The organism is Microcoleus sp. Pol12B5, from assembly GCF_036701335.1.
Taxonomy (GTDB): domain Bacteria; phylum Cyanobacteriota; class Cyanobacteriia; order Cyanobacteriales; family Microcoleaceae; genus Microcoleus.
The window spans coordinates 14,100-36,232 of record NZ_JAUBQQ010000061.1; the positions used below are offsets into that span (position 1 = coordinate 14,100).

Genomic DNA, 22,133 nt, shown 5'->3' on the forward strand with positions numbered 1-22,133 from the left:
AATTATGTTCGATGTTGCGGTGATTGGTGCGGGTATGGCGGGGCTCAGTTGCGCTCAACGGTTGCGTCAAGCTGGTTATTCTGTTGCTGTTGTTGAGAAATCTCGGGGCGCGGGGGGACGTGTTGCTACCCGCCGCGTACAGGGTACTAGGGCCGATCACGGGGCGCGATATCTGGAACCGCAGGGGGATGCGGGGCAGGAGTTAATTGAGGGTTTGGTCGATCGCCACATCCTCACACTCTGGACGGATACAGTCTGGGAATTCAGACAGGGAAAACTTTCTGCTATTCCTCGCTGTTGTTATGTCGCACCTGCGGGTATGAATGCTATCGGTAAGTATTTGGCCCAGGATTTAGAGATTTGGTTTGGCCGCCGCGTACAAGCTATTTCTACTACAGATAACCAAATGTGGCATCTTTCCCTAGAAGTCACTGAGAGCAATTTAGAGATACCTCAAGAATTGATTGCTAAGGCTGTGGTTGTGGCAATTCCTGCACCTCAAGCTTTAATGTTTTTGAATTATGAAATTGGTTTAAAATCTGATTTTATTGACAAATTGCGCTCTGTGGAGTACGACCCTTGCATTACGGTTATGGCTGGCTATTCTGCGACAAAACAGCAAGATTTAAGTAATCTAAATCCGCAGTGGAAATCTGTTTCTTTTCCCGATAATTCTGATTTAGCTTGGGTTGGTTTAGATAGCAGCAAGCGGCTTAAGTCGCAGCAACCGGTGTTTGTGGTTCACAGCAGCGCAAATTTTGCTGAACGCCATTTAGAATCTGTTGACTTGCCAACAGTCGGTCAAGAATTGCTTGATCGCACTTCTGAATATTTAATTCCTTGGCTCAAAAAGCCGGAATGGTTACAGGTTCACCGCTGGCGCTATGCTTTTTGTCGAAATCCTTTGCCTGTTTCTTGTTTGGCTGCGGAGGGGACTTTGCCGTTGGTTTGTGCGGGGGATTTGTGTGGCGAAGGTCAAATAGAGGGGGCTTTGCGATCGGGTTTGGCGGCGGCTATTTGGGTGAATTCTCAGTTGCAAAATTTGCAGTTAGATTCAAGCCTAAATTGGTAATAGGGCTAAAATGAATGTATCGATTTGGTCTCTAATGCTATGATTGCCATCCCATCTTTGCTTAGCCCCGAAGATTATCTTGCCATTGAACGTGATAATACCGTCCGACATGAATATCGGATGTCATTCGATTTTAGATTTTAGATTTTAGATTTGGGATTGACCCCACGGATAAATTCGGGGCTTGAGGATTTTAGATTTTAGATTTTGGATTGATTTCACGGATAAATCACGTGGCGAGTACCATCAAGAAATTCTTGGTCAGGAAGGAGGGATAAGGAAGTTCGGCAACGGATTCGCTCGACGGATGTAACGGATGTAACGGATGTCAGGAAAAAGGAAGAGGGAAGAAGGAAGAAGGAAGAAGGAAGAAGGAAGAAGGGAAATGCAATTAAAGCAATGGTTTCAGCAGTCCAGAAGGTCGCCAGGAATCGGGCGCGGTTACTACTTCTTCCTTCTTCGTTCCGCTAGAGTTATGAAAAATCAATTTAATCACATACAAAAAACTGGAAAAATGGTGTAAACTCCCACTTTTCCCAATTGTTACTTTTGTGCTGTTTCCTGTTTTTGTAAGTCTTGTTCTTGCATCTGCAATAATTCGGGAACTGTTACGAAACTGTACCCTTCATTTCTCAATCGAGCAATAATATCAGGCAAAGCTTTTACAGTTCTTGCTCGATTGCCGCCGCCGTCGTGCATCAGCACAATGCCACCGGAATTGGCCTGCCTCATCACGTTGTCTATCAAAGATTCCGTAAGGGTGCGCCAATCAAAAGAATCAGCAGACCACATCACAACTGCATAATTTTTCTTTTGAGCATAAGCTGTCAATCCATTGTTTAAAATGCCTCCTGGCGGTCGGAACATCGATGTTTGGATGCCGGTCAAGTCCTCAATTAAGGATGAAGTGCGATCGAGCTCGCGAGCGGCACCGTCTTCGTTATACTGAAGGTATTGATGGTTCCAAGTGTGATTGCCGATCGCGTGACCGGCTTCTGCGACCTGTTTGCCAATTTCAGGAGAATTTTGCAGGTATTTTCCTACCCAGAAGAATGTAGCCTTAATATTATTTTCCTTGAGAATATCTAGGATTTGTGTAGTTGTTTTTGGCCAGGGGCCGTCGTCAAATGTCAGAGCGATCGCCTTGTGCTGGGAGTCGAGTTTCGCGTGACGAATGGTTGTACCTTGAAACTGCGACGGTACGGCTGATTGAAATCGGATTGCCTGCAATTGGGTTAGAGCATTTTGGGATAAGTCAACTCGATGGGCGATCGCCTCGGAGAACTTATTAATATTAGACATCGGCGGTTGTTCTTGCGACTGGGATACAGCCAAGGCTTGCGCCTGAATCGGTTGCAATGACTGACTGGCCCGCAAGTTCATCGGCCATGTCACACCCAGCAAAAAACTTCCTGTGGCTGCCATAAAAGCAACGATTAAAGTTTTTCGCCGCCTCCACAGCAGTTTCAAATTTGTCACGTCATTCTCTCCTTCACACCTTGTACAGTTAATTTGAGATTTTATGTAGATATCAAGTTAATCCACTTAAGAGGATAATCTTAAATTGGACAGTCCGTAAAAATGCTACTGCAAATGACCGATCGTGGGGAAGTCCATCCGGATAAAAAAATTTAAGATTTGTACGCCAGAAATCCCCTAACCCATGAAAACGCGGGATGGTTGAAGTTTTTCCCCACCCAGGGGGACGGCGCTCAAATCGGATTAATGGCACGATATTGTGAGGGAGTCAGCCCGCATCGTCCCACGTCCCTACCTGACACTGCAAGTTGGTTTAACGTCAGATGTTGCACTATTGTCAATAAGCTTTTTAGGAACAGGCAAGATGCCTGTTCCACAAGAAAATCTAGTCTTTGTGGAACAGGCATCTTGCCTGTTCTTGAGAATAGTGCAAGATGTGAGGTTAACCGCATTTGATATGAGGGCGATCGCGCGCCCCCAGCGTCGTAAAATTAACTTTTAGGGTCGATTCTCTCGTTGTACAAGCCGACAATCCGATCGATAACTTCGGCAACAGTCAGATTGTCTGTTTGAATTTCCACAGCATCAGCCGCTTTACGCAAAGGTGCAACCTCGCGGGTGCTGTCTTTTTCGTCCCGCAGGGCGATGTCTTGTTCCAATTGGGCCAAGCTAATATTAGCCCGATCGCTATCTTTAATTTCTAACAGCCGCCTGCGCGATCGCTCTTGTACCGAAGCCGTCAAGAAAATCTTCAGTTCCGCATCGGGAAACACGTTAGTGCCGATATCGCGGCCTTCTGCTATAATTCCGCCTTTTGTGCCGCAGCGCCGCTGTTCCTCCACCAGAAACTGTCGCACGGCGGGAATTGCCGCCATTTCGGATACGCGGGATGTCACTTCCAAACTGCGAATTGCCTCGGTTACGTCTTCGCCGTTAATCTTCAACATCTTTGATGCGGGATCGAGGTTGTATTCTAAATAACTGGAACTGATTAATTCGGCGATCGCGCATTCGTCGGAAATCGGCGTGTCTGTTTTCAATGCTAGCCAAGTCAGCGCTCGATACATCGCACCTGTATCCAGATAAAACAAGTTCAAAGCTGTTGCTGCAAGGCGAGTTACGGTAGATTTGCCTGCTCCCGCCGGGCCGTCGATCGCCACAATGGGCCGACGATTCCTGAGAATTATATTGTCAATCAAGCGAGTAGAGCCGACTCTGGCTGCCACGGCTAAAAGTCCCGCTGTTTCCACAACCTGTAAGGGGGTCAAACTGTCGGGATCGACGAGTTCGGCGTATTCGAGCTTGACTGCGGGTTCTGCTGCGACTGCTGCGTGGGCGGCAGCGACTGCGGTCACTCCGGTTCGATCCCCTGAAGCAAAAGTTTCCGAGGCTTGTTGCAGCGCGCGGTAGAGTACGGAGGCTTGCTGTTTTTGCTCTACTGTTAAATACTGATTGCGAGAACTCATTGCCAGTCCCGACTCTTCGCGGACGATCGGACAAGCGACAATCTCTACAGGCAAGTTAAAATCAAATACCAGCTTCCGAATAATTGCTAGCTGCTGGGCGTCTTTTTGACCGAAATAAGCTTTTGTCGGCTGCACCAAACTCAAAAGTTTAGTAACAATTGCCGCGACGCCTTGAAAATGACCGGGTCTTGCTTTGCCGCACAAAACCGATGTCATCGCCGGTGGTGGCAATACTTGAGTTAAGGATGAAAGGTGAATCTCTATCTGTTTTTGGGCGGTTTGCTCTGTTTCTGTGCGTTCGACCGCTTGGTTGCCGAACATTTCGGTTGCTGAGGGAGCGAATATGGCATCAACGCCAGCTTGTTCGCACAACAGCCGGTCTTGCTCGATATTCCGAGGATAATCTTGAAAATCTTCTGTCGGCCCAAATTGCAGCGGGTTGACAAAAATGCTGACCAGGGCGATCGCATTTTCTTGCCTTGCCCGCTGGATCAAGCTCAGATGCCCTGCGTGCAAAGCTCCCATCGTCGGCACCAAACCGACTGTCAAATGAGGTGCAGCAGACTTTTGTAAATTTAAGTAGCAGCGAAGTGCTGCAATGGTAGTAAACAGGTACACCGGTAGAATCTCCTGAAGGCATTCGGCAGAAGGCAGAATTTGTTTGTCGGAATTTGTTCGACTTGACATCTTGCATTATCCTCAAGAACAGGCAAGATGCCTGTTCCACAAAGAATAGTGCAAGATGTCAGTTTTATCTCACATCTTGCACCATTCTCAAGAACAGGCATCTTACCTGTTCCACAAAGAATGAGTTTTCTTGTGGAACAGGCAAGATGCCTGTTCCTAAACAAGTAATTGAGAATGGTGCAAGATGTCAGTTTTATTCTACTTTCTGCTTTCTACACTTCGGATAACTTTTGTATTCTGCCTTAGACTACCGTTCAGCGTCCAACAGTTGTTTGCTCCTGCGCTTCGATCACTTCGATTTCCACTCTCGCAACACCACTGCTGATCATTCCCAGTACGTTGGCGGCGCCTGCGGACAAGTCAATGAGCCGATCGCCCACATAGGGGCCGCGGTCATTAATGCGGACGACTACGGTGCGGCCGTTGTCGAGATTTCTCACCATGACTCTCGTTCCAAAAGGCAAATTTGGGTGGGCTGCGGTCAAATCATTTTGGTTGAAACGCTCGCCGCTGGCGCTGAGGTTGCCATCAAATCCCGGGCCGTACCAGGAAGCCCAGCCGCTGAGGCGCACTTGAACTGGGCCCAGAGACAGCACGGGGGGTTCTGGTTGGGGTTTGCCTGCGACTTCTTCGAGGGGTGGGGCGTTGCCCAGAAGCCGGCGGAGGCGATTGGTTGCTTGCAGGGCGTCTCGGCTAAAGTTGCTGGTGGTGTCGGGGAGGATTGTTTCGGCGTTGATGTTTACCAAGTCCTCGCCGTTTGCCTGGATAATGTAGCGATCGCCTTTTTCCCACTTCACGGTAATGCTATTGGGATCGATGTTGTTGCGGGCTAGCTGATTGAGTCTTGCTGCTAAGCTTGATGCCCGCCAAACTGGATCGGGTTCTTGGTTGCTAGAGTTGCTGGCAATGTTTCCGACTTTGGGATTGTCTTTTGCGCCCGCTACTTTTGACGGACTGCTAGCACCGGCTTGGCTGTTGCCAGTTTCTCCCAAAGGCGTGTTTTTTTCCGGATTCGCGTTCAGAAAGGTGATGACTGGAATGTTTCGCACGTAGACTGTCGCTGCTTGTCGCCCGCCTAAGTCGTGGGGCTGAATTTTGGCGATCGAGTCTCGGGCAATTTCAGCTCTTGCTTGATACTGATACTGTCCGACTTTTTGCGCTTCGACCCGAGTAGCGTTTAACTGCCGGGACGCTTGGGTGGCAATTACTTGCTCGGTAACCTGAGAGTTTTGGTTGTCGGCACCTGTTGCTTGTGCGTGACAAGAGGATGCCGTTCCTACCATAGGAACTAACAGGACAGCGAGTAGACCACCAACAAATTTTTCCTTCATACGTCCATTTTTGTGAATAGCCATTGCCAACCGAGATTGGAGGATTGGCCATTTGGCGGCGGGCATCAAGGATTTCTCTCTTGCCCTTCGCCATTCCCCCGTGAGTCAAAGCAAAGTATCCGGGTGCGTTTTTGCTTTAATGCTCCTACCCAAAAAAAATTGGCGGAAACTTCCCTGACACTTGACAACTCATACTCGATTCGCAATTTGTGTTTTGTTCACGAACTGCAACAGACTACCACAAACTTTTGTGCTTGGGGATCGCTGGGATCGCGATTTTCACCAAATCTTCATCAAATTTTCTCAAAACTCTCTATCATAAAATCCTTTAGTGCCAGCAGTTACAGCCGTTTCAGTCATTACGGAAAAATTTACAAAAATTTACAAAACTTTAGTGTATTTTGTGGGATGCGGAATGGCTAGTCTTAAAAAAGCTGTTTGTCAACTGTTATGGGAATAAACTAAAAATTAGAAGAAATCGATTTGGCGGACTTATGGATTATCGAGAAGCAGGTGTGGATGTTGAGGCGGGCAGAGCTTTTGTCTCGCGCATCGGGAGTATGGTTAAGAGCACGCACCGATCGGGAGTTTTGGGCGGATTCGGTGGGTTTAGCGGTTTTTTCAGCGTCCCGGAGGGTTTAAAAGAACCGATTATGGTTTCGGGTACTGACGGCGTTGGGACTAAGTTGAAATTGGCCCACAATCTCGATCGGCACGACACGGTAGGTATCGACTTGGTGGCGATGTGCGTCAACGACGTGCTGACATCCGGGGCCGAACCCCTCTTTTTTCTCGATTATTTAGCCACGGGAAAGTTAAATCCCGAACAATTAGCTGCGGTGGTGGCCGGCATTGCTGACGGTTGCAAGCAAGCGGGCTGTGCTTTGCTCGGAGGGGAAACGGCAGAAATGCCCGGTTTTTACCAAGCGGGTGAGTACGATTTGGCGGGGTTTTGTGTGGGAATTGTCGAAAAGAGCAAATTGTTGGACGGTTCGCGGGTGCAGGTGGGAGATGTGGCTGTGGGGCTTGCAAGTTCGGGCGTACACAGCAACGGTTTTAGTTTGGTGAGAAAAATTGCGGGCGATTTGGGTTTTGGCTGGGATTCCCAACCCGAAAAGTTAGGTGGCGAAAGTTTAGGAGAAGTGCTGCTAACTCCGACTAAAATTTATGTTAAACCCGTCCTCGAAGCCATTAAGAGCGGTCTAGAAATTCACGGCATGGCTCACATTACGGGCGGCGGTTTGCCGGAAAATTTGCCCCGCTGTTTGGGAGTTAATCAATCTGTCAGAATTCACAGCAATAGCTGGCCAAATTTGCCAATTTTCCAGTGGATTGCTGAAGCGGGCCAAGTTGCCACAGCCGATATGTTCAATACTTTTAATATGGGGATTGGGTTTGTGCTGTTGCTTGATTCCAGGGAAGTAGAACAGGCTGTTAAATGGTTTGAATCTCAGGGAATTGGTGCTTGGGCGATCGGGGAAGTGATTGATGGGAACGGAGAATTGATCATGGATAACGGTTAATTGGTAATTAGTAGAAAGCAATCGCATGGGGTGAAGATTGCTTCGCTTTGTTTTATGCGTTAACAGACAATCTCAATCTGCATTCATCTGTGTATATCTGCGGTTAAATTTATACTTTTGAAAGTAACCGCAGAGGACGCAGAGGACACAGAGGAAGAAAGAGAAAAAGAACTTCACAACTGATGACTCGTTGCTTTAATTTTAAATAAAATTGAAATAAGCTCTTGTGCCTTTAAGTACGGTATAATTCCAGATTATTTCCGTCAATGAGTGCAAAACTAGCCGTTCAAAAGTATCGGAATCCCAAACAAATATAGCAACTGCAATAAGCATTAAAATAAAAAAAGGAGATAATAGAGGAAAAAAATATGATTTTGTTATTGCTAAATAACCGAAATAATCAATCATAAATTGGTATTTTTTTTGGCTATATCGTAAATAATGTTTTTCATTTGTGTATTCATGGATATCCATAGAATCTAGACACTTACTACTATTTTATGTCCGAAGAGAACCTAGTGAAGCAATCTCAAACCCTTGATTACGTAAGTCCTGAATATATTGCTAATGGACTGTTTAAAGTAATTGAAGAGCTGTAATATTTATTACATCGCCTTTCAGCGAACACGCTGATTATTGCGATCGCACTTCTTCTCCTCCCTTGTTTGCAGCATTCTGTGATTTATAATTATAGCGATCAAGTTTTTGAAATCCTATTTCATTCAATCCAGGAACATCCTCATACTAAACAGAGATTGGACAGTGAAAATTCATACTAGCCAACTCTACACATTCCCCCTCGCCACATGAAGAAAAAACCCAACGTTCGGTCACATCACGATAGTAGGTAGCAATCCACATTTATCATTGGGTGAATGATGAATACATATTCTTGTATAGTTGAGAGCGATCGATAATCCGCAAATTTATCTCCTCTGTGAAACGCCTCAGTAGTGGGAGATAAGACTTCCACTATGATATAGCAAAACCATTTGATTTGTAAACAATGGATTCAATCATCACAAACGTTTCAGGTGGTTCTACATTCACGACTCAAATAGACTTGCTATATGATGTTATTTAAATTACCCATAAAACAGGTTTGGAGTAAGGATTTTAGCCATTATTGAGTAATAGTTTCTCTATTCAGGACAGAATTACTCACTACCAAAATGATTGTTTTACTGGCATAAGTTATCGCTACAAACTTGATGATTTTGAGGACATAAGTCTTGACTTATTAATAGGAGATCGCTAATCATTAGACTTTTTGCAAAAATAGATAATATCTGCGTTCATTTGCGTTTATCTGCGGTTAAAAACAGAAAATCCAGATCTCTTGCAAAAAGTCTAACCAGCAATCTTACTTAGTCTTGTCCAAACTCCGCGACTCCAACCAAATAGGAATTACAATCCAAGCCACTGCTAACAGCAAAGCCAATACCGCAAATTGAGCAGCCCAAGCTACCAATTTCTCCAAAGACACAACTTGTCCCAAGAAGTAGGATAAACTAACCATTATAGATGCCCAGCTTGCAGCACCCAGAACATTGAACAGCGAAAATTTCCAAAAAGGCATTTCTGCAATACCTGCTAGGGGGCTAGCAAAAATTCGCAGCAGTGCGATGAAACGCCCCAAAAATACGGCTTTAGCTGCATTTTTGCTAAACTGTTCTTTTAAGTCAAACAGTTGTTCTTCTCGAAAGCGGAAAAATTGTCCCAGCTTCAGCAGCAGTGGCCAGCCGCCGTACCTGCCGATCGCATAACCAAAATTTCCCCCCAATGTAGCACCAGCGATCGCACTGCCGAGCACAAACCAGTAATTCAGTTCACCACTGCCAGCTAAAAACCCGCCAGCAATCGTAATTGTCTCGCCTGGAAGAGGAACTCCCAGATTTTCCAGCAAAATTCCCAGAAATACTGCCCAGTAGCCGTAATCACGCGCAAACTGCTGAATAGTCTCTAACGATAAAAACTCAAAAGACATTCGATACTGCCTTCGTAAACTTTTGCAAAGCTCAATACATTTATATATTGGCTCGATTCAGGCAATAGTGCAATCTTTCGCTGTGATGAAGAACACACTGTTGTCGCGATCGCTGGTCCAACTAAAAACTAGCCTTTCAGGCATACTAGAGGAATAGAGAATTGTTGCCGTTGCGTTCCGCGCGATCGCTAGCCAGTTTTCCTACTAAATTTATCACAACGGCTCTCCCCACCGATTCCACAAGGGCGATCGCGCATCCTAAAACATACGCTGAAATCCCCTGAGTCTCTCAAGAGAGTCAGCAATTAAACTAACTTATTTATACTTTACGCTCGTAGGATAACTGCTATGGAATCTCCCAACTTCAACCCACCCATCGTCCTTCAACCTCACAACTGCCTCGACTCCCAAGCCGGCAGCCTCCTCCAGCAACAGCTAGCCGAGATTGTGCCCGATCGCCACAAACTCTGGGTAATAGACATGGCCGCCGTAGATTTCATCGACAGTTCCGGGATCTGCGCCTTAGTCGGGGGACTCAACGCCGCCCGCCACCGAGGATGCCGCCTCGTCATCTGCAACCTCTCAGCCACAGTCAAGCTAATTTTTGAAATTACTCAACTCGACCAACTCTTTGAAATCTTCGACAGTTTCGAGCAAGTTATCTCCACCGAAACTCCGGCTTTAGTTGCTTGATTAAAATTAGCTGCCCAGTTCAAATCTCAAGTTTCCAAAAGACTTCAAGCAACCGCAAAGCTAATTTCAATATCATAAATAGGTTTATTTGTCAAGCAATACCAATGACAAAGAAATAAATCCGGCACTTGAACGCCGACTGAAGCGATCGCAGGTGCAGCCGGAAAAGGCCAAAGTCGATCAAAACAAATCCTTTCCCCTACGAATCCGAACTGCATCAAATAAGTCGCCGGCGGCGCATTTAAAAGATTCAGCAAGCGGTAAGCCAACTCATACAACTGCTGTCGCCAAACATCCGACAAATGCACCGGTTGAGAGTAACTCAACTCGCCAGACTGCTTGTCAGGTTCCCCACCGATCACCTCAGCATACAGTGGGCCCTTTGCCGTCAACACCACAGGCAGCCAAAAATTGCCAGCACCGACGGGAAAAAGCAGCTCCTGGGACACTTGATCGCGCGCTACGGAAACATTTCTACAAAATCGAAACACATCTTGAGCCGGAAAAACCAGATTTTCTGATACATCCAGCGTCAAAGGACAAAAGATAGCCCCACCCGGAGCGATCGCGCCTGAATTGAGTTCCGAAACCTCACAGATATTGACTTCTGTTAAAGGATGAGATTGAGCGATCGCAGCCTTGAGACTTGTCGCCGAATCTTTCTCACCACCCGCCACAATCAAAACCTTAGACATTGCCAAAGCTCGGCATTTGAATTCCCCGATCGTCCGTTTCATCGACGCTCGGCAGATCGAGACCCTTAGCCTTGCGGCTCCGCACAGCTAGACGGTAAGTTACGCTTTGCAACTCAGTGTGCAATTGGCGATTTTCCTTTTGCAATTGATCCAACTTTTCCTTAATTGGCTCGATCCGCTCGGCAAACTTCTGGCGGTAAACCCCCGGCAATTCCTGCACTACCTGTTCTAGCATCCGAGAGCGATCCGTCAATTCTTGCACCGACTGTCGCAGTTGGTAAACCTCAGCATCCCGCTCTGCGATTTGTTCCTGATAAAAACCCACCTGTTCTTCAACAGCTTGGAGTTGTTCCCGCATTGCCTGCATTTGAGCTTGGTGGCGATCGGAAACTTCCGGCGCAGGCACAAAACTAGAATTGCCCTTCACCAGCCTGAAAAGTTCTTGAGATAACTGCTGCACCAATTGGTCGCGCATTTGCAGCTCTTCGGTGAGACGAGATACCTCTGATTGCAATTCTTTTGAGCTTACAAGTTTAGTTTGATTCACGATGACTCTCAGCTTTTGTTATATAATCTGTTTCTATTTAAAAATATCTTTCCCTTACCGCAGAGGCAAGAGGTACTTCAAAAGTTTTGAACCCATTAGGCTAAATGGAGCCAGCGGCCCGAGGTCAAGGGTAAAACTCAGTTTAACTCAAATCAGGCATCCACGTCATCACCTTAGTTTCTTGCCATAGACACAGGTAAAATCCTAGGTTTTTTGTCAATAAACCCGGTTTCTTAGCTTTTTCTGATAATAGTGCAAGCTCTCATGTGTAACCAATCACAGCCGAAAGCACTTTGCCAGCTTCGTCCACGGTGCTGCCAAAACAGATAATGCCGTCCTCGTGACCGGCCATCGCCAGAATTTTGCACTCTGCCAAGTTCTCCTCCTCAAAAAGTCTAAACATTTCTAAGGCCATCTGGGGAGTGCCGTAAGGTATTTCTTTTCTAGTAGTAGGAACCTTAAACAGCAGTTGCTGCCATAGTTTAGGATTGTGGACATGAATTATCGAGCCCACATGCTGTCTGTGAACGTACAGGGCCCCGTGAGTCAGGGACTCCGACGAAGCTTGTACGGGGCCCCGGCAGCCGAGGTAATTTTTTTCTAAGTTAAATTCAGTAACAGTACAGTAGAATTCTGGTCCCAGAGTCTTCAAGTGTGCAGTCTGGGTTCCCGAAATCACGAATTGGCCGGAATTGCCGAGTCTGACACTGACGTTGCCAAACCCTATGCCATTTTCGTAGACGCCAATTAATCCCCAAGAGTGGAGCCGATCGCGCCAGTCCATCAAATCTGCTATGTTCCGGGCAGCTACAGGGTCTGCTTTTTCCCAGTCACAGCGGTACTTAACGACTCCTTCATCCATTTTTTTGTCCGATCAGACACGACTCTGACACGACAGACCTTGCCGAAGCTTATACTTAATCGAAGTTGTCAAGAAGTTGTTAAACAACTTTTTTTGCCTGCTCCTTTCTGTCTCCGTGCATCAGTGCCTTAACTAATCTACATTCCAGTGTCGCCGTAATTAGCGATCGACATTAGCAAAAAGTAAGCTACGAAAGAATAACCAATTATTCCAAAAATCATGGTTTTGCCTCTAGGTGATTACAAAAGTTCAATATGAAAATTTACCTTTTCAGTCGGGGAGTTTGATTCCAGGCTTTTGCCCGATCAAGTTTCTGATGTGAAACTACATAACATCCTTGAATCGCTTATTGTTCTATACTACAGCATTTCTACTGAGTTGAGCTTTACCTTAATAAATATTTAAGGAGAAAGTACCCTTAATTCGGTAACTCTGGCAAAAAGCAACCGTACATTTACTGATTTTTTATCCTTGTACATATAATGAAGCAAAAAGCAAGCGGAACACAAAAAATATTTTTTAGCCAGTCTGGGAGGAACTGGCACAATCTTCGGGTGATCTACGTTAGTCCACACCTCTGTCGATCGAGCAATTTTTAGCTCCAAGGCATCCTACAAGCTAAGAAACCGGGTTGAGGGAATATCATGTCGGGTAAAATCACCACAACGCCAGCTCGCGTCGGCGGGTTCACCAAAATCTGTAGTAGTAGTGTAAGCTATAGATCCCCTAAACCAGCGCCTACCTAAAGGGGGATAGTTGATGACCGAACCAGATATAAGTCCTATTAAGAAAAAAACAAGCCGATCGAGCAGTGATGACTTGATCGGCTAAATTTTTCTGTGAAGCGCGATCGCTCCCAGCCCTTTAAATGTGGAAGTGATACAAAATGCTGCCGTCGTCTTTAATTTCGCAATTGGCATTAAAAACTTCAGCTTGTTGGTTCAAAAAACGCTGAGCGACATCCGGCGACAGCCGCGTTTCCATCGCAAACCGCACCAGAGTGATTTCGCCGTGGCCTTCTTTGATCAATCGGTACAAAGCACTTTGGAGCCTTTCGCTCTCTTCTCGCTGAAAAGCTGCTTTGTACTTCCAATCCGCCACCGAAGGAATCAAACCGCGGCTGACCAAAATCGCCAACAGCAAGCCAATTCCCAAAATCAGAGGCACTGTTGGATCACTCGTAGGCGTCGCCACAATTTGCGGCACTGTAGCGGCGGCCAAACTGCTGACCATTTCTTTTTCCGACGCTTGCGTATCCGCCATTGCAAGCTGAGTTTTGTTGTAAAAGTCTTGCTGAAGCTTCATTTGCTGCAACAGACGAGCGCGTTCTCTTTCGTATTGGTCGAGTTTTTGCTGAGCTTGTTTCAGGTCTTGAGTGACTTGTGCCAAGCGTTGGTTGAGCGACTGATTGACTGATTGCCACCGATATCTGTTAATCAGGCGGCTTTTTTCAACCATGCCCTTCATCAACATATCCGCCGTTTGGATTGCTTGCTCCTGATCGAGCGAGCGATACCCAACCACAATTTGTAGGGGTTGTTCCGGCTTAGAAATCTTGACACTAGCATTTTGTCGAACTTGCTGGGGCGACAGCTTAACTGCATCTGCCACTGCTTTGACAACATTATCTGCTAGGAGAACCTCTGGGGTGAGTTGCTCTCCCTGCTTGAGAATTGTCGTGCCTGTGGTCGAAAATTTGACTGGCGGATTATTAGAGGTGAGAGTGCCTTGAGCCATGAATCCGGGGGGCGGGGCGAGGCGGTAGGCCAGGGCGCCTGAAATACCCATAATTACAGCAAAACTGCCTAACGCAATCCATCTGTATTGATGTGCTGAAGATCTAAAACGTAAATTTCCCATTTTGATAGTCAAGTCATAACATTCGCTTGCCGCAGCTACTGCCAAACCCAAGAGCGATCGTTTCTTTCTGGTTAGTCAAATTGACTGCTGAAAATTTTCTCAGTTTGTACCTAAAAGCTCTTAGCTTTTGAGAGTTGTCAATATTCATGAACCCAAAAAACCGATCGCGCTTTTATTTGATCCGAGCTATAACTTCAGTTTTTGTCCTTAATAATTAATCTGTAACAAGGCTTCTGGAAGTCTACTGGCATCAGACTAGCACTCAGGCGTGCGAGATCCTCGCCTCCCCGTGTTTGTTGACATTCAAAAGTATCACCTTTTCACCCTTGGCAATCCTCCAATTATCTTACGTCTTGGCGTCTTGCGGACGCGGTTGAAGAATAAAAAAAACCTTAAATAATCTGCCTAAAAACTTAACAAGCAAGAATTATACCATGCAGTTAAGAGTTTGCTGCATATTAAAAAAAATTGTGGCTCTGGGCGCGAGACCAGAGCCACATATTCACATAACAATTATGGTTGGATCAGTTGATGGTTCGATGGAGCTCGCCTAGGCGAATGTTCACAAGCCGATGGGCAAAATAAGACCCTCGCGGGCCATGACAGCCTTCGGAAAAGCGATTTGCACGTCTTCAGCGATGCGATCGAGAAAATCGTCAGTATGAGCCGGATCATGGTGAAAAATCACCACTCGTTTCACCCGCGCCTCCTTAGCCATTCTCACCGCTTCCTGCCAAGTCGAGTGTCCCCAACCCACCTTCGGAGATTTGGGGTTGTGATATTCCTCGTCTGTGTACATCGCATCGTAAATCAGCACATCAGCGTCGAGGGCTAAATTGTAGACATTCTCATCTAGTCGATCGGGAAAATGTTCAGTATCCGAACAATAAACAACAGATCGTCCCTGCCAAGTCACCCGATAGCCCATAGCAGTATTCGGGTGATTCAGAGAACCCGTCCTAATCTCAATATCATCCAGCATCATTGTCTCGTTGTGATTGAGTTCGTAGAAATTCAAATCTGCCTGCAAACCCATCAGCGGCACCGGCGAATTCGAGTGGAGCACCCGTTCGACGAAGTGCCTTTTCATGCAATCTCCATCCGGCGGAGTTGCCCCGTAAATATCAAAGCTATTGCCGCGGATGAAAGCTGGGGCGAACAGCGGGAAACCTTGAATGTGATCCCAGTGATAGTGAGTAAAAAACATATAAGCTTGCACGGGCATTTCTTGCACCAACTGGTCTCCCAGCATCCGCAAGCCTGTTCCCCCGTCAAAAATCAAGCGTTTGCCAGCGACTCGCATTTCCAAACAAGAAGTATTGCCGCCGTAGCGAACAGTTTCCTGTCCGGGTGTCGGAACACTGCCCCGCACGCCCCAGAACTGTACGACAAAATCATCTATACCTTTTATTGATTCGGAGGGTTGAGGGCAATCAACGGGAGTTGCCGCTACAGAGGACAAGCTGATTTCCATTTTAAAATTCAGGCTTTAAGGTTCCACATTGTCCGTGATGGCGCAGCAGATGATCGCACAACACTAAAGCTACCATCGCTTCCACCATTGGCACAGCTCTTGGCAAAACGCAAGGGTCATGCCGTCCCTTGGCAGCCAGCAGCGTTTCTTCGCCTTCTCGGGTAACGGTGCGCTGCTGCTGGCGAATTGTCGCAGTCGGCTTGAATGCCGCCCGCAAAATGATATTTTCGCCGTTAGCAATCCCACCCTGAATTCCGCCAGAGCGATTCGTCACTGTACGAATTACACCCTTATCATCAGTATAGTATTCATCATTATGTTCGCTGCCCTTGAGCAGAGTCCCGGCAAACCCGGAACCAATTTCAAAGCCTTTGCTGGCGGGCAAGGACATGATGGCTTTAGCCAAGTCGGCTTCGAGTTTGTCGAATACAGGCATTCCCAGACCTTTGGGTACATTGCGGGCGACGCATTCGACTACACCGCCGATCGAATCTCCACTGTCGCGAACTTTTTCGATCAGTTCAATCATTCTTTCGGCACATTCGGCATCTGGACAGCGGACGATGTTGCTTTCTACTTGTTCTAAGGTAACAGTGTCCGGGTCGGCGACACCTTCTAAGTCTTTGATGCGTTTGACGTAGCCGACTATTTCGACTCCTGCTGCTTGTTTGAGAATTTTTTTAGCTATCGCCCCTGCTGCTACTCTACCAATTGTCTCCCTCGCCGAACTGCGACCTCCGCCTTGCCAGTTACGAATTCCGTACTTAGCATCGTAGGTAGCATCAGCGTGGGAAGGGCGGTAAGTTGTCGCCATTTCTTCGTAGTCTTGGGGGCGAGTGTTTTGATTGCGGACTAAAATGGCGATCGGCGTTCCCAAAGTTTTGCCTTCAAACACCCCCGACAGAATTTCGCAGGTATCTGCTTCTTTGCGAGGTGTGGTAATTTTGCTTTGGCCGGGGCGACGGCGATCGAGTTCGGCTTGAATTTCCGATGCGTCGATCGACAGCAGAGGCGGGCAACCGTCAATTACTACTCCGACACCGCCGCCGTGAGATTCCCCAAATGTCGATATCCGAAATAAATGCCCAAATGTGTTCCCCATGATTCTTTAGCCTGACACCTAATAATTTTTAGCTTAAATGGAATAGAGATTTACTGTATTTATGAAAAATATACCATTGACGAGTAGGCGACAGGCGATCGGCTCACAGCATCACTCCCTTCCCACCCCTAGAAGAATATCTACCAGGGAGAGAGGGAGAGACAGAGAATAGGAGATATCTGGAAACAAACTTAAATTCATCCGTATATCCGTGTCCGAATCCGTGTTGTGCCTTCCTTCTTCTTTAGTCTTCGTGTTCTTCAAAAGGATCTCTCAATTCCTTAGCGGGAGGGCCGAAAGCCGTGTAGATCGAGAAACCGGTGATGGCCACCAGACACACACCGAGAGAAATGCCGAGAACTGCTGCAGGTTCCATATTTGTGATCGATTATGAGTGTTCCACTCTATAATATTACAAAAAATAACAATCCGTCTGAAAGTCTCGTGATTTTAGGCGCTGTACGGTATGGCAGCCAACCCTCACTCCCCCTTCTCCCAGTCCCCCATGCGGCATTTCTGAGAAATTGCGATCGCAATTAGCGGTAGAAATATGTCAAACTTTTCTGTAGAGATTCATTGCAGGTGACTTATGGCACAACGGACTTGGTTAGGAGATATACTCAAACCCCTTAACTCGGAATACGGCAAGGTAGCCCCCGGCTGGGGAACCACGCTATTGATGAGCGTGTTCATTGGACTGTTTTTCGTGTTCTTGTTGATTATTTTGCAAATCTACAACTCTTCTCTGATTCTGGAGAGTGTGGATATGGATTGGTCGAGTCTCGACCGCTAAAAATTGATCGCAAAACAGTAAGGCTAAAAGTAAAAGCTGAGGGTTGAGGAGAAAGGGTAAAAGCTAAGTTTTCCCGTTTTTCCTTACCCTTTCCGATTACTTTTGCCATAAATAAACAAAAAGTAACTAAACAAATTGCTGGAGAAAAACCATGAATATTTTTGGCATTGGTTTGCCCGAAATGGCAGTTATTTTTACTATCGCCCTATTGGTATTTGGTCCGAAAAAATTACCTGAAATCGGTCGGAGTATGGGGAAAGCAATTCGGGGCTTTCAAGACGCTTCGCGGGATTTTGAGTCGGAGTTCACGCGGGAAGCTAAGCAGTTAGAAGAAGCAGTAGCAACTAGCAGCAAACAGGAAACTGAAAAACTCGCAGCGGCTACTCCTAAGAAGGAAGATAGCACAGACAGTTAAATGAACAACCCTCAGAAGTCTGAAACACCAGCGGAGTTAGTGATTCCCCAGCTAATAGTTGGGTTAGGCAATCCGGAACCTAAATACGATCGCACCCGACACAACATCGGCTTTAATGCTGTCGATGCCTTAGCCAAAGCTTGGCAGATTTCCCTGTCGGAAAATCGCAAATTTCAAGGCATATTTGGCGAGGGAAACCGGCCCCGGGGACAGAAAATCCGCTTGCTGAAACCGCTTACTTATATGAATCTGTCGGGCCAATCGATTCGGGCGGCGACGGATTGGTACAAGATACCTGCGGAGTCGGTATTAATAGTATACGATGATATGGATTTGCCGATCGGGAAATTGAGAATGCGGCTTGCCGGTTCTGCCGGCGGACACAACGGCATGAAATCGACAATTTCTCATTTGGGCACAGACAAATTTCCCCGCTTGCGGATTGGCATCGGCAAACCTCAAAACGATGCTGCTAAAAATGAGAGAGATACGATTTCCTTCGTCTTAGGAAAGTTTTCCTCAGAGGAAAGTCAGTTAGTAGAGAAAGTGCTTAAACTGGTTGTAGAAGCTGTGGAACTAAGTCTGCACCAAGGAGTAGAAAAAGCCATGAGCCTTTACAATAGTCGCACAATTGCAGAAACAAACGCGGAAACAAAAAGGTGAGTTCGAGACGTTTGCCAGAAACAACTGCATATGTCCGGGTTACTGGCCAATCTTGGCAAAAAGGCACGATTGAGGGTGAAGTGACTGCCGGCAATTTTGAGTGGCAATTTCAGTGGCGTTTCACGGCAGAAAAAACACTGATACTTGAGCCTTCTCAGGGTAGGGCATTGATTCAGGAACCGCTGCACCGCTTTCTGGAAAAATGGGATTATCAGCTTGAACCTGGTGGGGATTATTCGTTTACGGTTCGGGCTGAGTTTTAAAATCTTAGGAATGGGAAGGGAAAAGGGAATCGGGAATAAAAGCTTCCTGTAGTAGGATATTCCCATTCCAGTCATTCTTTAATTAATCACGGGAAAAGGCTGTAATGGGAAATTGGGAAAGGGCGATCGGGAAGGCAAACTTTCTCTAGTAGTATCTCGCGATTCCAGTGATTCTTTAATTAAAGCAGGGTTCATCCCTTCTCGGTAAGCCCCGCAATCATACATTGTCAAAACAGCTTTGTAAGCCCAGTGATTGGAAGGTACATCGCTAAAAGGATTTGGCAAAGTTTCAGCCTGATTCTGCACGCAAGCATTGAGAATTTGTTCTCGCGTTTGCTGCACTTGAACTAAAGAATTATTTTGCTTTATTGGTGCGGGATTTTGCGCCTGTGCGGGAGATGAACAACAGGCACTAACTAGCAGTATAATTGTGGAAACGATGCTGATTTTAAGCATTTTATTACCTCTTGTGCGACAATATATCCTAACTTCCACTGCATTCCCTGAAAACTATGCTGGGTCGTACCTTCCGCAATCATTATCAAATTATCAAATTCTTGGGGAAAGGCGGTTTTGGCCACACGTACCTAGCCAAAGATTTAGACTTACCCGGACATCCCCAGTGCGTTGTCAAACATCTTAAACCGCAAAACGCTGACCCCGCCCTTTTGCTGATTGCCAGACGCTTATTCGACGCAGAAGCACAAACTCTGTATAAATTGGGTAAGCTACACGACCAAATCCCCAAGCTTTCCGCCCACTTTGAGGAAAATGGGGAATTTTATTTGGTGCAAGATTTTATCGCCGGACACGACCTTACGAAAGAACTGATTCCAGGTAAAAAATTAAGCGAATCATATACTATTACATTATTGCACAATATCTTAGAAATTTTAGCAATTGTTCATCAGCAAAAGGTGATTCATCGCGATCTTAAACCTGATAATTTAATGCGTCGCCAAGATGGTAAAATTGTCTTGATTGACTTTGGCGCTGTCAAGGAAATTAGCACAATAGTTGTGAATGCTCAAAAGCAAACTAGCTTAACTATTGCAATTGGTACTCCTGGTTATATGCCGAGCGAACAAGCGAAGGGCAAACCTAGATTTGCCAGTGATATTCATGCAGTTGGGATGATTGGAATTCAAGCATTGACTGGTGAACATCCTTTTAACTTACGAGAAGATACGCAGACAGGAGAGGTAATTTGGCGAAATCAGGCTCAAGTCAGCAATAATTTAGCTAATGTTTTAGATAAAATGGTGCGCGACAATTTCAGTCAGCGCTATCAAAATGCAGAGGAAGCATTGCAAGCAATTTTATCTTTGTCGCAGTCTTCCCCGCCACCACCTTCTCCGACACCAGCTTCGCCAGTGCGTGTAATTTCGACTAACACTACAAGGCGAACTGTCTTACAATTATTGGGTTTCAGTGGACTAGGACTTGTCGGTGCAGTTGTGATTCAAAACTTGCTAAACAACTCCTCTCAAACTCCAACGGCTCAGCCATCGCCACCGAGATTACGCAATGATAAACCATCTCCTTTGCCACCTTCAGAAACCCGACAACCAGAACCACCACCACCAAAAACTCCAGCGCCAAAAATATCGTCAAATTCCCTAAAAACAGTTCAATTTGAAACGGTGACAGTGAATTCAACGGGGGAAATCACCAAGCGCAGCCAAAGTCAAGCACAGGTTTTTACAGAAACTATCGCCCAGGGCATTACTTTAGAGATGATGGCAATTCCTGGTGGCAGTTTCGTCATGGGTTCCCCGAATACCGAAGCAGGACGAGGTAATGACGAAGGGCCCCAGCGTACTGTTAATCTCGCCCCTTTTTTTATGGGAAAATATGAGGTGACGCAAGAACAGTGGGAAGCAGTGATGGGAAATAACCCTTCTCATTTCAAAGGCGCGAAACTTCCTGTAGAACAAGTAAGCTGGAATGATGCTGTGCAATTCTGTCAGAAACTTTCTCAAAAAACAGGGAAGACTTATCGCTTACCTTCGGAAGCAGAATGGGAATATGCTTGTCGCGCCGGAACTACAACACCCTTCTATTTTGGCGAAACCATTACCCCAGATTTAGTCAATTATGACGGCAATTCTTATCCCTATGGTGCTGCATCCAAGGGACTTTACCGCGCCAAAACAACGGATGTGGGGAGTTTTCCGCCGACTGCCTTTGGTTTATACGATATGCACGGAAATGTTTGGGAATGGTGCAGCGATCGCTTTCATTCTAACTACAATGGCGCACCAACAGACGGAACTTCTTGGGAAACAGGTACAGATGATAGACGTGTGAGCCGTGGTGGTTCGTGCAGCAGCAATGCGGTCGTTTGCCGTACTGCCTTCCGTGCTTATGACCCTGCGGCCTACTCGTACTGGAACCGGGGTTTTCGCGTAGCGCTGGCGTCCGCTTCTTCTCTGTGAGGATTATTCTCTACCCTTTTACCCTTTTTCCCTTTACTCTTATTTCTTTTTCCCTCTCGCGCGTAGCGCTAAAAATATTTTTTTTCAGATTCACCGCCGAACAGATTATAATTAGAAATATTGATTTTTCTTACGAAGAGTCGCATAGGAGATTTACAAAATGAATAACCTATTAGAAGAAACTTTTGCCACCGTCTCTCAACTACCCGAAGCAGAACAAAATGCCATAGCATCCTTAATTTTAGACAAGATATCAGCACCAAGAGTCGCGCCTTTCCTCATTTCCCAATCTGACATCGAAACCCTAGAAAAATCATACATTTTCCGAGACAAGACAGAAGTTATTGAATTTATTAACCAATATCCGTTTTTACTTCCCGTTGTGCTAGAAGCACCCGTTCAGATTAGCAATTATTTTCCCGAACAAAAACTATTACTTCAAGTCATCAATGACCCCGAAATTCCTAACTATGTTCATCTGGTTCTCTCAATCATCTTGACAGACCTCGATCCCGATGAAGCAATGGATAGAGAAGATGAATTGCGTAAAAATTGGTCTAGGGGATTATCCCATGAAATCCGGGAGCATTTTTATACGATTTTGGAATATACTGATGAGTTTTGATTGGTCGCAATACCTAAATTTAGCAAAAGAACTTGCTGGTCAAGCAACTATTCCTGCTGAACAGGAGGCGCGATTGAGGGATGCTATAGCAATCCTAAATGATTTTCTCTATTTAGCTCAATCCTAAATGATTTTTTCTGTGTAAGTATATTGACGTA

The 22,133-nt window shown here is 46.0% G+C and carries 23 protein-coding genes; 10 read left to right on the forward strand and 13 right to left on the reverse strand.

Features of this window, described 5'->3' with window-relative positions:
* Positions 1 to 4 precede the first annotated feature (4 nt).
* Positions 5 to 1,072, forward strand: a complete 1,068-nt coding sequence (locus QUA24_RS21045) for an FAD-dependent oxidoreductase (protein ID WP_333231830.1) — start codon at positions 5 to 7, stop codon at positions 1,070 to 1,072.
* A 543-nt stretch (positions 1,073 to 1,615) separates the two neighbouring features.
* Here QUA24_RS21045 and QUA24_RS21050 read toward each other — a convergent pair.
* Entirely contained in the window at positions 1,616 to 2,551 is a 936-nt protein-coding gene (locus QUA24_RS21050; RefSeq protein WP_333231832.1) for a polysaccharide deacetylase family protein, read from the reverse strand.
* 364 nt (positions 2,552 to 2,915) lie between these two features.
* On the opposite strand from QUA24_RS21050, the gene QUA24_RS21055 reads away from it, so the two are divergent.
* Positions 2,916 to 3,053: a hypothetical protein gene (locus tag QUA24_RS21055; protein WP_333213698.1), complete on the forward strand. Its 138-nt coding sequence runs from the start codon at positions 2,916 to 2,918 to the stop codon at positions 3,051 to 3,053.
* Here QUA24_RS21055 and QUA24_RS21060 read toward each other — a convergent pair.
* Positions 3,043 to 4,635, reverse strand: coding sequence for a bifunctional pantoate--beta-alanine ligase/(d)CMP kinase (locus QUA24_RS21060; protein WP_333231858.1), 1,593 nt, complete (start codon positions 4,633 to 4,635; stop codon positions 3,043 to 3,045). The genes QUA24_RS21055 and QUA24_RS21060 overlap by 11 nt on opposite strands.
* Positions 4,636 to 4,958: 323 nt before the next feature.
* Positions 4,959 to 6,101, reverse strand: a complete 1,143-nt coding sequence (locus QUA24_RS21065; protein ID WP_333231834.1) for a septal ring lytic transglycosylase RlpA family protein — start codon at positions 6,099 to 6,101, stop codon at positions 4,959 to 4,961.
* Positions 6,102 to 6,529: 428 nt separating this feature from the next.
* Between QUA24_RS21065 and purM the strand changes: the two genes are divergently transcribed.
* Positions 6,530 to 7,558 (forward strand): phosphoribosylformylglycinamidine cyclo-ligase, encoded by a 1,029-nt coding sequence (purM, locus tag QUA24_RS21070; RefSeq protein ID WP_333231836.1) that lies wholly within the window; start codon positions 6,530 to 6,532, stop codon positions 7,556 to 7,558.
* 835 nt (positions 7,559 to 8,393) lie between these two features.
* Here purM and QUA24_RS21075 read toward each other — a convergent pair.
* Complete coding sequence (locus tag QUA24_RS21075; protein ID WP_333231838.1) at positions 8,394 to 8,531, reverse strand: hypothetical protein; 138 nt, start codon at positions 8,529 to 8,531, stop codon at positions 8,394 to 8,396.
* Positions 8,532 to 8,921: 390 nt separating this feature from the next.
* Positions 8,922 to 9,545: a DedA family protein gene (locus QUA24_RS21080; protein ID WP_333231840.1), complete on the reverse strand. Its 624-nt coding sequence runs from the start codon at positions 9,543 to 9,545 to the stop codon at positions 8,922 to 8,924.
* A 348-nt stretch (positions 9,546 to 9,893) separates the two neighbouring features.
* On the opposite strand from QUA24_RS21080, the gene QUA24_RS21085 reads away from it, so the two are divergent.
* The gene (locus QUA24_RS21085; protein WP_333054586.1) at positions 9,894 to 10,238 is read left to right on the forward strand and encodes an STAS domain-containing protein; all 345 of its coding nucleotides are present in this window, start codon (positions 9,894 to 9,896) and stop codon (positions 10,236 to 10,238) included.
* Between the two features lie 44 nt (positions 10,239 to 10,282).
* On the opposite strand, the gene QUA24_RS21090 is transcribed toward QUA24_RS21085, so the two are convergent.
* From QUA24_RS21090 to psbN, 7 genes are all read right to left on the reverse strand, one after another.
* Positions 10,283 to 10,933 (reverse strand): hypothetical protein, encoded by a 651-nt coding sequence (locus QUA24_RS21090; protein WP_333231841.1) that lies wholly within the window; start codon positions 10,931 to 10,933, stop codon positions 10,283 to 10,285.
* Positions 10,926 to 11,480, reverse strand: coding sequence for an Npun_F5560 family protein (locus QUA24_RS21095; RefSeq protein WP_333032327.1), 555 nt, complete (start codon positions 11,478 to 11,480; stop codon positions 10,926 to 10,928). Before QUA24_RS21095 ends, QUA24_RS21090 begins: the two co-directional genes overlap by 8 nt.
* Before the next feature lie 262 nt (positions 11,481 to 11,742).
* Positions 11,743 to 12,342 carry a class II aldolase/adducin family protein gene (locus QUA24_RS21100; protein WP_333231843.1) on the reverse strand — a complete coding sequence of 200 codons (600 nt, stop codon included), beginning with the start codon at positions 12,340 to 12,342 and terminating at the stop codon, positions 11,743 to 11,745.
* Positions 12,343 to 13,206: 864 nt separating this feature from the next.
* The gene (locus tag QUA24_RS21105) at positions 13,207 to 14,130 is read right to left on the reverse strand and encodes a hypothetical protein (RefSeq protein ID WP_333231844.1); all 924 of its coding nucleotides are present in this window, start codon (positions 14,128 to 14,130) and stop codon (positions 13,207 to 13,209) included.
* A 634-nt stretch (positions 14,131 to 14,764) separates the two neighbouring features.
* On the reverse strand, positions 14,765 to 15,676 hold the full coding sequence (locus tag QUA24_RS21110; RefSeq protein WP_333231846.1) for an MBL fold metallo-hydrolase: 912 nt from the start codon (positions 15,674 to 15,676) through the stop codon (positions 14,765 to 14,767).
* 1 nt (position 15,677) lies between these two features.
* Positions 15,678 to 16,778, reverse strand: a complete 1,101-nt coding sequence (gene aroC, locus QUA24_RS21115) for a chorismate synthase (RefSeq protein ID WP_333231848.1) — start codon at positions 16,776 to 16,778, stop codon at positions 15,678 to 15,680.
* Positions 16,779 to 17,022: 244 nt separating this feature from the next.
* A complete protein-coding gene (gene psbN, locus QUA24_RS21120) occupies positions 17,023 to 17,154 on the reverse strand; it encodes a photosystem II reaction center protein PsbN (RefSeq protein WP_190742515.1) in 132 nt (43 codons plus the stop codon).
* 213 nt (positions 17,155 to 17,367) lie between these two features.
* Between psbN and psbH the strand changes: the two genes are divergently transcribed.
* From psbH to QUA24_RS21140, 4 genes are all read left to right on the forward strand, one after another.
* A complete protein-coding gene (psbH, locus tag QUA24_RS21125) occupies positions 17,368 to 17,571 on the forward strand; it encodes a photosystem II reaction center phosphoprotein PsbH (RefSeq protein ID WP_333082642.1) in 204 nt (67 codons plus the stop codon).
* A 151-nt stretch (positions 17,572 to 17,722) separates the two neighbouring features.
* Positions 17,723 to 17,986 carry a TatA/E family twin arginine-targeting protein translocase gene (locus tag QUA24_RS21130; RefSeq protein WP_333213679.1) on the forward strand — a complete coding sequence of 88 codons (264 nt, stop codon included), beginning with the start codon at positions 17,723 to 17,725 and terminating at the stop codon, positions 17,984 to 17,986.
* Positions 17,987 to 18,649: an aminoacyl-tRNA hydrolase gene (gene pth / locus QUA24_RS21135; RefSeq protein ID WP_333231850.1), complete on the forward strand. Its 663-nt coding sequence runs from the start codon at positions 17,987 to 17,989 to the stop codon at positions 18,647 to 18,649.
* Positions 18,646 to 18,912 (forward strand): DUF3146 family protein, encoded by a 267-nt coding sequence (locus tag QUA24_RS21140; RefSeq protein WP_333156302.1) that lies wholly within the window; start codon positions 18,646 to 18,648, stop codon positions 18,910 to 18,912. The genes pth and QUA24_RS21140 overlap by 4 nt, the downstream gene beginning before the upstream one ends.
* Before the next feature lie 78 nt (positions 18,913 to 18,990).
* Here QUA24_RS21140 and QUA24_RS21145 read toward each other — a convergent pair whose 3' ends face one another.
* Positions 18,991 to 19,368: an S-layer protein gene (locus tag QUA24_RS21145; RefSeq protein ID WP_333231852.1), complete on the reverse strand. Its 378-nt coding sequence runs from the start codon at positions 19,366 to 19,368 to the stop codon at positions 18,991 to 18,993.
* A 56-nt stretch (positions 19,369 to 19,424) separates the two neighbouring features.
* Here QUA24_RS21145 and QUA24_RS21150 point away from each other — a divergent pair, with 56 nt between their 5' ends.
* On the forward strand, positions 19,425 to 21,350 hold the full coding sequence (locus tag QUA24_RS21150) for a bifunctional serine/threonine-protein kinase/formylglycine-generating enzyme family protein (RefSeq protein ID WP_333231854.1): 1,926 nt from the start codon (positions 19,425 to 19,427) through the stop codon (positions 21,348 to 21,350).
* Between the two features lie 160 nt (positions 21,351 to 21,510).
* A complete protein-coding gene (locus QUA24_RS21155) occupies positions 21,511 to 21,975 on the forward strand; it encodes a hypothetical protein (RefSeq protein WP_333231856.1) in 465 nt (154 codons plus the stop codon).
* The last annotated feature ends 158 nt before the right edge of the window (positions 21,976 to 22,133 follow it).

Bases quoted from the DNA above. Each gene is read 5' to 3' on its own strand.
- QUA24_RS21045 (WP_333231830.1), top strand. From the start codon at position 5: ATGTTCGATGTTGCGGTGATTGGTGCGGGTATGGCGGGGCTCAGTTGC.
- QUA24_RS21055 (WP_333213698.1), top strand. From the start codon at position 2,916: ATGCCTGTTCCACAAGAAAATCTAGTCTTTGTGGAACAGGCATCTTGC.
- QUA24_RS21065 (WP_333231834.1), bottom strand. From the start codon at position 6,101: ATGCCCGCCGCCAAATGGCCAATCCTCCAATCTCGGTTGGCAATGGCT.
- purM (WP_333231836.1), top strand. From the start codon at position 6,530: ATGGATTATCGAGAAGCAGGTGTGGATGTTGAGGCGGGCAGAGCTTTT.
- QUA24_RS21080 (WP_333231840.1), bottom strand. From the start codon at position 9,545: ATGTCTTTTGAGTTTTTATCGTTAGAGACTATTCAGCAGTTTGCGCGT.
- QUA24_RS21085 (WP_333054586.1), top strand. From the start codon at position 9,894: ATGGAATCTCCCAACTTCAACCCACCCATCGTCCTTCAACCTCACAAC.
- QUA24_RS21090 (WP_333231841.1), bottom strand. From the start codon at position 10,933: ATGTCTAAGGTTTTGATTGTGGCGGGTGGTGAGAAAGATTCGGCGACA.
- QUA24_RS21100 (WP_333231843.1), bottom strand. From the start codon at position 12,342: ATGGATGAAGGAGTCGTTAAGTACCGCTGTGACTGGGAAAAAGCAGAC.
- QUA24_RS21105 (WP_333231844.1), bottom strand. From the start codon at position 14,130: ATGGGTATTTCAGGCGCCCTGGCCTACCGCCTCGCCCCGCCCCCCGGA.
- QUA24_RS21110 (WP_333231846.1), bottom strand. From the start codon at position 15,676: ATGGAAATCAGCTTGTCCTCTGTAGCGGCAACTCCCGTTGATTGCCCT.
- aroC (WP_333231848.1), bottom strand. From the start codon at position 16,778: ATGGGGAACACATTTGGGCATTTATTTCGGATATCGACATTTGGGGAA.
- psbN (WP_190742515.1), bottom strand. From the start codon at position 17,154: ATGGAACCTGCAGCAGTTCTCGGCATTTCTCTCGGTGTGTGTCTGGTG.
- psbH (WP_333082642.1), top strand. From the start codon at position 17,368: ATGGCACAACGGACTTGGTTAGGAGATATACTCAAACCCCTTAACTCG.
- QUA24_RS21130 (WP_333213679.1), top strand. From the start codon at position 17,723: ATGAATATTTTTGGCATTGGTTTGCCCGAAATGGCAGTTATTTTTACT.
- pth (WP_333231850.1), top strand. From the start codon at position 17,987: ATGAACAACCCTCAGAAGTCTGAAACACCAGCGGAGTTAGTGATTCCC.
- QUA24_RS21145 (WP_333231852.1), bottom strand. From the start codon at position 19,368: ATGCTTAAAATCAGCATCGTTTCCACAATTATACTGCTAGTTAGTGCC.
- QUA24_RS21150 (WP_333231854.1), top strand. From the start codon at position 19,425: ATGCTGGGTCGTACCTTCCGCAATCATTATCAAATTATCAAATTCTTG.
- QUA24_RS21155 (WP_333231856.1), top strand. From the start codon at position 21,511: ATGAATAACCTATTAGAAGAAACTTTTGCCACCGTCTCTCAACTACCC.